Here is a 10,933-nt window from a genome sequence, read left to right as displayed (position 1 = left end):
TTCAAAATGATTAAGCTTTTTTGATGATTATTTCATCATCTTTTGCATCAATGATAATATTATCATTTTCATGAAGTTCATCAGCAAGTATCATATCGCTTAATTTATCTTCTATAAGATCATAAATAGCTCTTCTTAAAGGTCTAGCACCAAAATCAGGGTCAAAACCATCTTTAGCGATTAAAAGGGCTGCATTTTCGCTTAAACTCGCTTTTATCCCCTTGTTTTCTAAGCTCATTTGTAAATCTTTAAATAAAAGCTTGACTATTTCATAAGCTTCATCTTTTCCAAGTGGATTAAAGGTGATAATATCATCTAAGCGGTTTAAAAACTCAGGTTTAAAGAAATTTTTTAACTCATTTTTTACCGCATCTTCTTGTTCTTTTCCACTTAAATTCATAATGGCACTTGAGGCGATATTAGAAGTTAAAATGATAATGGTATTTTTAAAATCCACTGTTACACCTTTACTATCGGTTGCTCTACCATCATCTAAAATCCCTAAAAGCACATTAAATACATCTTTATGTGCTTTTTCAACTTCATCAAACAAAAGCACGCTATAAGGTTTTCTTCGTACAGCTTCAGTAAGCTCTCCACCTTCTTCATGTCCTATGTATCCTGGAGGCGCACCTAAGAGTCTTGAAACACTATGTTTTTCCATAAATTCACTCATATCAAAGCGAATCATTGCTTTTTCATCATCAAATAAAAATTTCGCCAAAGCTTTAGCTGATTGTGTTTTTCCTACCCCTGTTGGCCCTAAAAATAAAAAGCTTCCTATAGGTTTATTGTCTGCATTAAGTCCTGCTTTGTTGCGTTTAATGGCTCTAGCTAAAGCACTTAAGGCCTTATCTTGTCCTATGACACTTTCTTTTAAATGTTTTTCCACTTCTAAGAATTTTTGTTTTTCGGAAGTTAGCATTTTTTGCACGCTAATACCTGTCCATTTGCTTAAAATTCCAGCAACCAAATCCTCATCTACTTGATTTTTAAGTAAAACTCCATTTTCGCTCATTTTTTTCCATTTATCTTCTAAAATTTCTACTTCTTTTTCAAGACTTGGAATTTTTCCATACTCTAACTCAGCTGCTTTTTGAAATTCACCTCTAGCTTTAGCTAAAGAAGCTTCATTTTTAAGTAGATCAATTTCTTTTTTCTTAGTGCTTATACCATCAAAAACACTTTTTTCATTTTCAAACTGTGAATTTAGTGCATTTTGTTTTTCTTTTAAATTGGCTAGTTCTTTTGCGATTTCATTGAGTCTTTTTTGATTTTTCTCATCATTTTCCATTTTTAAAGCTTCATTTTCAACTTCTAAAGTTTCTATATCTTTGCGTACTTTTCTTAAAGAACTTGGTTCGCTTTCAATTTGCATTTTCAGTTCAGCTGCAGCTTCATCGATTAAATCAATAGCCTTATCAGGTAAAAAACGATCTGCTATATAACGCTTTGAAAGTTTAGCTGCGGCTACTAAAGCACTATCATTTATGGTTACATTATGATGAATTTCAAGCTTTTCTTTTATACCCCTTAACATAGCCAAAGCCTCATTAACACTTGGTTCGCCCACATTTACAGGTTGAAAACGGCGTTGCAAGGCTGCATCTTTTTCAAAATATTTACGATATTCTTTTAAAGTAGTTGCGCCTATGGTATGGAGTTCACCTCTTGCAAGAGCGGGTTTTAAAATATTTGCCGCATCCATACTGCCTTCACTCGCTCCAGCTCCTACTATAGTATGAATTTCATCAATAAAAAGAATGATATTTTCACTTTTTATTACTTCATTAACCACAGCTTTTAACCTATCTTCAAATTCTCCTCTGTATTTTGCACCTGCAATTAAAGCACTCATATCAAGAGCGATGACTTTTTTATTTTGCAAAGATTTTGGAACATCTTTTTTGATAATTCTTTGTGCTAAAGCTTCCACTATAGCTGTTTTTCCTACACCTGGTTCACCTAAAAGTATAGGGTTGTTTTTGGTTTTGCGTATTAAAATTTGCATCAAACGCTCGATTTCTTCTTCTCTGCCTATAACAGGATCAAGTTTACCCTCACTTGCTTTTAAGGTTAAATCTATACCAAATTTATTTAAACTATCTAAGGTTTCATCGCTTGTTTTGCTATCGATTTTGCGTCCTGCTCTTAGACTTTCAAGCTCTTTTTGAAATTCTCTTAAATCTAAAAATTGCGCCAAAATTTCTTTAATAGAGCTTTTTTGACTTTCACTTATAAGCCAAGTATCCACACTTAAATAACTATCTCCATTAGCACTCATTAATCCTTTGGCATTTTCTAATGAATTTATAAGTTCATTGGAAAAGCGTATATTTTCACGGCTTACATTTGAACTTGTTGCAAGTTTTGAAATTCTGCTTTTAATTTCAAGTTCTAAGGCTTCTTTAGAAATATTTAATTTATTTAAAATTTGATTTAAAATACTTGTGCTATCTACGCTTAAAGCCCATAAAAGGTGTAAAGGTACGACTTCAGTATTTTTAGAATGTATAGCTAAAGATGCTGCACTTTCAAGGTTTGAAAGCATATTATCAGTTAAAAAATCTTGTATATTTGCCATGTTTATCCTTTATTTAGTTTATATACTTGACATTATATAACTTTAGTCATATAATGTCAAGTTAATTGAGTAAAATTTTTTAAATAATAGGACAAATGACTAATTTTAGATTATTTCATAAACATATCTATAGCCTTGTTTAATTCTTCTATGCTTTGAATATCATTTTCTTCTACAGCATGTACCATGCAATGAGCTAAATGTTCTTTTAAAACTACTTTTGCGGTATTGTTAACTTCGGCTTTTACGGCAGCAAGCTGGACTAAAATTTCACTACAGTCTTTGTCATTTTCAACCATTCTTTTAATAGCGCTTAAATGCCCTATGGTTCTACTTAGACGATTGCAAACTGCTTTAAGATGTTTTTGAGAATGTGTATGAGTATATTTTTCTTGGCACATTGTATTAACTTTCTTTTTGGAATTTTTAGTCTATTTTAACATATTTTTAAGAATTTAAATTTATTTACGAAGTTTTAAGCAATTTTTATTAAAATTTACTCTTTAAACTAAAACTCAATGATGGAGCTTATTTTGAAAACAAAACGATTTTTTGCGGGTCTTGCAGGCTTTGCCACTACTTTTATTTTATGTCTATTTTTAACAAGTCATTTACAAGCTAAAGTTGATCAAAAAGAAGAGCAGGTTCAAAAACGCCTAGAAGCTTTAGATAAGCTTACAAAAACTCTTGCTATAGTAGAGCAATACTATGTGGATGATCAAAATATCAGCGATTTGGTGGATAAATCTTTATCGGGGCTTTTAAGCAATCTTGATGCGCATTCTTCTTTTTTAAATGAAAAAGATTTTAATGATATGAAAATTCAAACCAATGGTGAATTTGGTGGCCTTGGTATAACCGTAGGTATGAAAGATGGCGCTTTAACAGTTGTTTCTCCTATAGAAGGAACGCCAGCAGATAAAGCAGGGATAAAATCGGGAGATATTATTTTAAAAATTAATGATGAAGCCACTTTGGGAATTAATCTCAATGATGCTGTAGATAAAATGCGTGGTAAGCCAAAAACTCAAATCACTTTAACCATCTTTAGAAAAGGTGCAACAAAACCTTTTGATGTTACACTTACAAGAGAAATTATTAAGATAGAAAGTGTTTATGCAAAAATGATAGAAAATGAAAACATTCTTTATCTTAGAGTTACAAATTTTGATAAAAATGTTGTAGATGTGGCAAGTAAAGAACTTAAAAAATATCCTAATGTTAAAGGAGTTATTTTAGATCTTAGAAATAATCCTGGTGGACTTTTAAATCAAGCTATAGGACTTGTAAATTTATTTGTAGATAAAGGTGTTATTGTTTCTCAAAAAGGACGCATCGCAAGTGAAAATCAAGAATATAAAGCCGATCCTAAAAACAAAATTTCTGATGTTTCTTTGGTTGTGCTTGTAAATGGTGGAAGTGCTAGTGCAAGTGAAATCGTAAGTGGAGCTTTACAAGATCTTAAACGCGGTGTTATTGTGGGTGAAAATACTTTTGGAAAAGGTAGTGTTCAACAAATCATACCTATTAATAAAACTGAAGCTTTAAGGCTTACTATCGCAAGATATTATCTTCCAAGCGGACGTACTATTCAAGCAGTGGGTGTAAAACCTGATATTGAAGTTTTTCCAGGTAAAGTAAATACTCAAGAAGATGGTTTTTCTATAAAAGAAAGCGACTTAAAACAACATTTAGAAAGTGAGCTTGAAAAAATAGATAAAAATAAAAAAGAAGATAAACAAGAAAATAAAGACAATAAAAATCTAATTAGTCAAAAACAAATCAATGATGACGCACAATTAAAATCAGCTATTGATACTATTAAGATTTTAAATATCAAACAAGGACAATAAAATGACAAAAAAAGAAATGCTCTACGAAGGAAAAGGTAAAAAACTTTTCAAAACCGATAATGAAAATTTGCTAATTAGTGAGTTTAAAGATGATTTAACTGCTTTTAATGCAGAAAAAAGAGGTAATGAAAGTGGAAAAGGCGCATTAAACTGTAAAATCAGTACTGAAATTTTTCATTTACTCGAAAAAAATGGGATTAAAACCCATTTAGTAGAAATTATAAGCGATACAGAACAAGTGGTTAAAAAATGTAAAATTATTCCTATTGAAGTTATAGTACGCAATGTTGCAACAGGTTCTCTTACAAAAAGACTGGGTATTAAAGACGGCACTGTGCTACCTTTTGCTTTGGTGGAATTTTGTCTTAAAGATGATGCTTTAGGCGATCCTTTTATCAATGATGAGCATTGTTTGATTTTAAATTTAGTGCAAAATGAAGTTCAAACTAGTGAAATTAAAAATATGGCTAGAAAGATTAATTCTATTTTAACTCCATTTTTTGACAATAAGAATTTAAGGCTGATTGACTTTAAAATCGAACTGGGTTTAACTAAAGATAATGAGCTTGTTTTAGCTGATGAAATAAGCCCTGATAGTTGTAGATTTTGGGATAAATTTAGTAATGAAAAATTAGACAAAGATAGATTTCGTCAAGATCTAGGTAATGTAAAAATGGCTTATGAAGAAGTTTTAAAAAGAATATTAAATTAAGGAAAAATATGGAAGTTATTGTAAATATTTCTTTAAAAAATGGAGTTTTAGATCCACAAGGCAAAGCAGTGGAAAAAGCTTTGCACTCTTTAAATTTTAATAGCGTTAAAGAAGTAAAAATAGCAAAACAAATCAAAATTTCTCTTGATGAGAAAGATGAAAAACTAGCCAAAGAACAAGTAAAAAAAATGTGCGAAGAATTGTTGGTAAATGGTGTTATTGAAGATTATGAGCTTATAATCGAGAAAGAGTAAAATGAAAGTTGCTATTATTAGATTTCCAGGGACAAATTGTGAATTTGATACAACTTATGCCTTTGAAAAACTTGGAGTAAAGACGCAGATTGTTTGGCATGAAGAAAAAGAATTTGATGCAGATTTAGTTGTTTTGCCAGGCGGATTTTCTTATGGAGATTATCTAAGATGTGCAGCTATTGCAAAACTTGCTCCTGCTATGCAAGGTGTTTTTAATCATGCAAAAAAGGGAGGATATATCTTAGGTATTTGTAATGGTTTTCAAATTTTACTTGAAAGCGGTCTTTTAAAAGGTGCAATGAAGCATAATAACAATCTTAGTTTTATCTCAAAAAACCAAAATTTAAGAGTGGTTTCTAATGATAATGCCTTTTTGAAAAATTTCAAAAAAGATGAAATTATTAGTTTACCAATTGCCCATGGAGAGGGAAATTATTACACTGATGAGACTACTTTAAAAGAATTGCAAGATAAAGATCTTATTATTCTAAAATACGAGCCAAATCCAAATGGTTCTGTATTTGATATCGCAGGAATTTGTGATGAAAACAAAAAAATCTTTGGACTTATGCCCCATCCTGAGCGTGCTTGTGAAAAAGTTCTAGGTAATGATGTAGGTTTAAAAATGCTTAAAGGCTTTTTATCTTGAAAATTTTATTAACTTTAATTTTTAGCATTGTTGTATTGTTTGGCAGGGGTGAAATTTCTGTATTTAGCGGCCAAGATGAAAATATGCAAAAAGAATTACAAAAATTACCCCAAGAAGAACAAAAAATTTATCAAAATATTCCGCCAAGTGATGAAAACAATGACTTTGAAAGCAATGTAGATGATCCTTTTGTAGCCAAAGGGAGTTTGGTTCTTACAAATGATGAATATCCAAGTAGAGTATATGTTGGAGAAGTTTTTCCTATTACGATCTATGCTCGCACTACGGAAAATATAAAATTTGATTTTAACATAAGCGTAGAAAAAACTAATTTATCTTTTTTAAATCCAGATGCAAAATGGGAATTTATCAACAATGAATATAAAACAACTTTATGGTTTGAAGCCAAAAATTCAAATGCTAGTTTGAGTAAAATTTCTATCAAACTTCTTAGAAATAATGAAGCTTTTCAAGAGGCTGATATCAATCTTAATCCTATCAAATTTGAAAATACTTTATCCAATAAGGATTTTTCACACCTTGTGGCAAGTTCTTTGGAAATTAAAAAAGTTAAAGCGAGTTATTTTGATGATGCTAATATCATTATGATGGTAGAACTAAACGCAACCAATACAAATCTTAAAAGCTTTTTTATAGAGGGAATTCAAAAGCAAGGTATTGAAAATTTAAAAGGAGACTTTAATGCTTCTAGTGCTTTTTATTATGCTATTTTGCCATTAAGTAAAACAAATTTTGAATTTTCGTATTTCAATAAGGACAGTAAAAAGCTTGAAAATATAAATTTAAAACTAAAAATTAGTGACGATGAGATCAGCACTCAGAGTGATTTAAATCCTGTAAATAAAGACTTAAATATTTATAAACAATATACCTTATGGTTTTTAGCGGTTTTATTTGGAGCTTTATTTGTATGGAGAAAAAATTACATTATTCTGGCTTTGGCAGTTGTTTGTTTTGCACTTAGTTTTCTTGTAGATACCAATACTCAAAATGCAATTATCAAGGCTGGTTCTAGGGCTAAAATTTTACCTACAGAGCCTTCAACTTATTTTTATACGGCAAATGCAGATGAAAAAGTAGAAGTTTTAGGCAAACGACAAAATTATATTAAAGTACTGTTTTCTGATGGAAAAATAGGTTGGGTTAATAAAGATGATTTACAAAAAAATTAAAGCTCTTTATTTTTGGATTTTTTTTGTTTTAAGTGTTGCTTTGGTGATTTTTTGTTTTTGCTTTACAAAATCTCAAAACACACTTTGGAAAATCCGCAAAATTTGGGCTAAATTTCAAAGATATACCATCTCTTATAAACAAGAAATCATTGGTACTTTTAATCCACAAGCTCAGATGATTTTAATGAATCATCAAAGTGCTTTAGATATTATCGCTTTAGAAGAATTATATCCTAAAAATTTATGTTGGATTGCCAAAAAAGAATTAGGAGAAATTCCTATTTTCAAAGTTGCTATGAAAAAACCAAAACTTCTTTGTATAGATAGAAAAAATCCGCGTGATTTGGTACGAGTTTTAAAAGAAGCAAAAGAAAGAATTAGTGAAGATAGGGTTTTGGCTATTTTTCCAGAAGGAACTAGATCTAAAAATGAAAAAATGCTTAAATTTCAAAGTGGAGCAAAAATTTTAAGTGAAAAATTAAATCTTAAAGTTCAACCTATTTTAATTGTGGATTCTGCAAAAATTTTAGACACAAAAAGTTTTAGTGCAAGCAGCGGAGTACTTAAAATCATTTGTATGGATTTAGTCGATACAAATGATGAAAAATGGCTTGAAAACACCAGAAAAAAAATGCAAGAATTACTCGATCAAGAAAGAGTCAAGCTTTGCTAAATACTCTTCTAGTAGTTGGTTTTGGGGGATTTATAGGAGCAATCTTAAGAATGCTTTCTATAAATTTAGTGAATAAATTTTTTCCTTATTCTATCAGCTTTGGAACTCTTTTTGTAAATGTTTTGGGTTCTTTTATTATAGGACTTTTGTTTTCTTATGCACAAAATAAAGGTTTATCTCCTTTACTTAAAAGCTTTATAAGTACAGGTTTTTTAGGAGCTTTTACAACTTTTTCTACTTTTTCTTATCAAAATTTACTTCTTTTGCAAAGTGGAAATTATTTTAATTTTGCGTTAAATATTATCTTAAATGTCTTTCTTTGCTTATTTGCCGCATGGTTTGGCTTTTTAATTTTCAAATAAATCTTTAAATTTACTTTAGAATTTGTATTTTTTGCTAAAATACCACTTTAAAAAATTACAAAGGAATCAAAATGCAATTTCAAACTGAAGTTAATCAGCTTTTACAGCTTATGATACACTCTTTATATTCTAATAAAGAAATTTTTTTAAGAGAACTTATTTCAAACGCAAGTGATGCTTTAGACAAGCTTAATTTTTTAAGCGTAAGTGATGATAAATATAAAAGCTTAAAATTCGAACCTAAAATTGAAATCAAAATTGACAAAGATAAAAAAACTTTAAGTATTAGTGATAATGGCATAGGTATGGATAAAGATGATCTTATTAACAACCTTGGAACCATAGCAAAAAGCGGTACTAAAAGCTTTTTAGAAAATTTAAGCGGTGATGCTAAAAAAGATTCTCAACTTATAGGACAATTTGGAGTAGGTTTTTATTCTGCTTTTATGGTGGCTAGTAAAATCGAAGTTTTAAGTAAAAAAGCTTTAGATGATAAAGCTTATCTTTGGAGTTCTGATGCAAATGGTTATGAGATTAATGACGCAAGCAAAGAAGAACAAGGCACAAGCATTACTTTATATTTAAAAGATGATGAGTTTGCTAATGCTTATAAAATCGAAAGCATTATAGAAAAATACTCTAATCATATTCAATTTCCAATTTTCATGGAAAAAGAAGAATTTACTCCTGCTAAAGAAGGCGAAGAAGAAGGGAAAACTGAACTTAAAATGTCTCAAATCAATAAAGCCAATGCTTTATGGAGAATGCAAAAATCAAGCCTTAAAGCAGAAGATTATGAAAGATTTTATGAGCAAAATTTTCATGATTCAAACAAACCTTTACTTTATCTTCACACTAAAAGTGAAGGAAAATTAGAATATAATTCTTTATTTTTCATACCGCAAAATGCACCTTTTGATTTATTCCGTGTGGATTATCAAAGTGGCTTAAAACTTTATGTAAAACGCGTATTTATCAGCGATGATGATAAAGAACTTTTACCAACTTATTTGCGTTTTGTACGTGGGATTATCGATGTAGAAGATTTACCACTTAATGTAAGCCGTGAAATTTTACAAGAAAATCAAATTTTAAAAGGTGTTAAAGAAGCTAGTGTTAAAAAGATTTTAGGTGAACTTGAAAAACTCAAAAATAATGATAAAGAAAAATATTTATCTTTCTTTAAAACCTTTGGCAAGGTATTAAAAGAAGGACTTTATGGTTTTGGCGGAGAAAAAGATAGTCTTTTAAAACTCATGCTTTATAAAAGCACCAAAGGTGAAAATTTACGCTCTTTAGAAGAGTATAAAAATGACCTTCAAGGCGATCAAAAAGAAATTTTTTATATAGCAGGAAATAATGAAAGTTTATTAAGAACCTCTCCTTTGCTTGAAGAGTATAAACAAAAAAACATAGAAGTTTTACTCATGGATGATGAGATTGATTCTTTGGTAACTCCTATGCTAGAATTTGAAGGTTTGAAATTTGTAGCCATTAATCAAGTAGAAGATAAAAATGAACTAAGCGATGAAGAAAAAAATACTTTTGCTCCACTTGTAGCTAAATTTAAAGAACTTCTAAAAGATCAAGTTGAAGATGTAAGACTAACCAGTCGTTTAAAAGATAGCCCAAGTTGTATAGTTTATGATAAAAATAAACCTGATTTTGCTATGCAACAACTCTTAAAACAAATGGGTCAAGAACAAAATTTCAAACCTATTTTAGAAATCAATCCAAAACACGCTATTTTTACAGGTCTTAAAAACAACGAAAGCTTTAGTGCAGATATAGCAACCTTAGTTTTAAATATGGCAAAATTAAGCGAAGGTATGGGAGTGGATAATCCTGCTGAATTTAATGCAAGCCTTACAAAAATCATCAACAAGGCTTTTTCATGATAGAAAATATCTCTGCAAGTCTTTGGACAAAGCAAGATTTGAACGCATATCAAATTTTTGATGTGCGTACTCCTTTAGAATGGGAAGAAGGTATTTTACCTAATGCGCAATGTGTGGCTTTATATGATAATCAAGGGCTTTTAAATGCTAAATTTTTAGATGAATTTCAAAGCAAAAGAGATGAAAGTAAAAAACTTGCTTTTATTTGTCGTAGTGGCCATAGAAGCATGGTTGCAGCTGAATTTATAGCTGAAAAATTGGGACTTCAAAGCATCAATTTAGATGGCGGAATGCTAGCCCTTAAGGGTTATTAATGCTAGGAATTTATTTACTTATAGCAGCTTTGTCTTTTTTAGCTCTTTATTTTGCTGTTAAAAAGCTTACTTTAAATATAGATGAGCGAACTCTTTTAGAGCCTATTAAAATGGATATTTATCCAAAATTTTGTGATTTAATCGATGAAAAAATCAGAGAATTTAAAGAAAATATCCAAAATGCTAATTTAACATTAAAAAATTCTAATCAAAAAGATGAATTTTTAGAAAAACTTGGGGATTTAAGCAGAGAGTTGACTTTCATACAAACCATGAATTTGAGTAATAAAAACGATAGTATCTGGCAAAATGAACTTTTTTCTTTTTTAAAAGAATTAGAAAATTTATTGCTTGAGTATCTAGAAAAAGGCGAAGAAGAAGCTGAAAATTTAAGAGAATTTCTGATGGATGAATTTGAAAAACTAAAAGGTTAGGCATTAC

11 protein-coding genes and 1 pseudogene are annotated in these 10,933 nt (G+C 29.9%); 10 read left to right on the top strand and 2 right to left on the bottom strand.

Annotated elements, in window-relative coordinates; genetic code table 11:
* Window positions 1-10: 10 nt before the first annotated feature.
* Complete coding sequence (locus BGS40_RS03565; RefSeq protein ID WP_096738375.1) at window positions 11-2,584, bottom strand: ATP-dependent Clp protease ATP-binding subunit; 2,574 nt, start codon at window positions 2,582-2,584, stop codon at window positions 11-13.
* Window positions 2,585-2,694: 110 nt separating this feature from the next.
* Complete coding sequence (locus tag BGS40_RS03560; RefSeq protein WP_002892330.1) at window positions 2,695-2,985, bottom strand: metal-sensing transcriptional repressor; 291 nt, start codon at window positions 2,983-2,985, stop codon at window positions 2,695-2,697.
* A 117-nt stretch (window positions 2,986-3,102) separates the two neighbouring features.
* On the opposite strand from BGS40_RS03560, the gene BGS40_RS03555 reads away from it, so the two are divergent.
* The 10 genes and pseudogenes from BGS40_RS03555 (at window position 3,103) to BGS40_RS03510 (ending at window position 10,926) form a co-directional block, all read left to right on the top strand.
* Complete coding sequence (locus BGS40_RS03555) at window positions 3,103-4,437, top strand: S41 family peptidase (protein WP_002892332.1); 1,335 nt, start codon at window positions 3,103-3,105, stop codon at window positions 4,435-4,437.
* 1 nt (window position 4,438) lies between these two features.
* The gene (gene purC, locus BGS40_RS03550; protein ID WP_096738374.1) at window positions 4,439-5,149 is read left to right on the top strand and encodes a phosphoribosylaminoimidazolesuccinocarboxamide synthase; all 711 of its coding nucleotides are present in this window, start codon (window positions 4,439-4,441) and stop codon (window positions 5,147-5,149) included.
* Window positions 5,150-5,157: 8 nt separating this feature from the next.
* Window positions 5,158-5,403, top strand: coding sequence for a phosphoribosylformylglycinamidine synthase subunit PurS (purS, locus tag BGS40_RS03545; protein WP_002872631.1), 246 nt, complete (start codon window positions 5,158-5,160; stop codon window positions 5,401-5,403).
* Between the two features lies 1 nt (window position 5,404).
* Window positions 5,405-6,077 (top strand): annotated as a pseudogene (gene purQ, locus BGS40_RS03540) (phosphoribosylformylglycinamidine synthase I).
* Entirely contained in the window at window positions 6,049-7,245 is a 1,197-nt protein-coding gene (locus BGS40_RS03535) for an SH3 domain-containing protein (RefSeq protein WP_002868058.1), read from the top strand. The pseudogene purQ and the gene BGS40_RS03535 overlap by 29 nt, the downstream one beginning before the upstream one ends.
* Entirely contained in the window at window positions 7,226-7,918 is a 693-nt protein-coding gene (locus tag BGS40_RS03530) for a lysophospholipid acyltransferase family protein (RefSeq protein WP_002872634.1), read from the top strand. Before BGS40_RS03535 ends, BGS40_RS03530 begins: the two co-directional genes overlap by 20 nt.
* Entirely contained in the window at window positions 7,912-8,280 is a 369-nt protein-coding gene (gene crcB, locus BGS40_RS03525; protein WP_096738373.1) for a fluoride efflux transporter CrcB, read from the top strand. Before BGS40_RS03530 ends, crcB begins: the two co-directional genes overlap by 7 nt.
* A gap of 71 nt (window positions 8,281-8,351) precedes the next feature.
* Entirely contained in the window at window positions 8,352-10,178 is a 1,827-nt protein-coding gene (gene htpG / locus BGS40_RS03520) for a molecular chaperone HtpG (protein WP_044261296.1), read from the top strand.
* Window positions 10,175-10,492, top strand: coding sequence for a rhodanese-like domain-containing protein (locus BGS40_RS03515; RefSeq protein WP_096738372.1), 318 nt, complete (start codon window positions 10,175-10,177; stop codon window positions 10,490-10,492). The genes htpG and BGS40_RS03515 overlap by 4 nt, the downstream gene beginning before the upstream one ends.
* Window positions 10,492-10,926: a hypothetical protein gene (locus tag BGS40_RS03510; RefSeq protein WP_002858595.1), complete on the top strand. Its 435-nt coding sequence runs from the start codon at window positions 10,492-10,494 to the stop codon at window positions 10,924-10,926. Before BGS40_RS03515 ends, BGS40_RS03510 begins: the two co-directional genes overlap by 1 nt.
* Window positions 10,927-10,933: the final 7 nt, after the last annotated feature.

Source organism: Campylobacter sp. 107 (genome assembly GCF_002383835.1).
Lineage (GTDB): Bacteria > Campylobacterota > Campylobacteria > Campylobacterales > Campylobacteraceae > Campylobacter_D > Campylobacter_D jejuni.
Note: the sequence above shows the minus strand (reverse complement) of the source record. Positions and strands in the feature narration are given on the sequence as shown.

What these genes read in the sequence shown, in the direction of transcription:
- BGS40_RS03565 (WP_096738375.1), bottom strand. Translation starts at nt 2,584, where the DNA reads ATGGCAAATATACAAGATTTTTTAACTGATAATATGCTTTCAAACCTT.
- BGS40_RS03560 (WP_002892330.1), bottom strand. Translation starts at nt 2,985, where the DNA reads ATGTGCCAAGAAAAATATACTCATACACATTCTCAAAAACATCTTAAA.
- BGS40_RS03555 (WP_002892332.1), top strand. Translation starts at nt 3,103, where the DNA reads ATGATGGAGCTTATTTTGAAAACAAAACGATTTTTTGCGGGTCTTGCA.
- purC (WP_096738374.1), top strand. Translation starts at nt 4,439, where the DNA reads ATGACAAAAAAAGAAATGCTCTACGAAGGAAAAGGTAAAAAACTTTTC.
- purS (WP_002872631.1), top strand. Translation starts at nt 5,158, where the DNA reads ATGGAAGTTATTGTAAATATTTCTTTAAAAAATGGAGTTTTAGATCCA.
- BGS40_RS03530 (WP_002872634.1), top strand. Translation starts at nt 7,226, where the DNA reads ATGATTTACAAAAAAATTAAAGCTCTTTATTTTTGGATTTTTTTTGTT.
- htpG (WP_044261296.1), top strand. Translation starts at nt 8,352, where the DNA reads ATGCAATTTCAAACTGAAGTTAATCAGCTTTTACAGCTTATGATACAC.
- BGS40_RS03515 (WP_096738372.1), top strand. Translation starts at nt 10,175, where the DNA reads ATGATAGAAAATATCTCTGCAAGTCTTTGGACAAAGCAAGATTTGAAC.
- BGS40_RS03510 (WP_002858595.1), top strand. Translation starts at nt 10,492, where the DNA reads ATGCTAGGAATTTATTTACTTATAGCAGCTTTGTCTTTTTTAGCTCTT.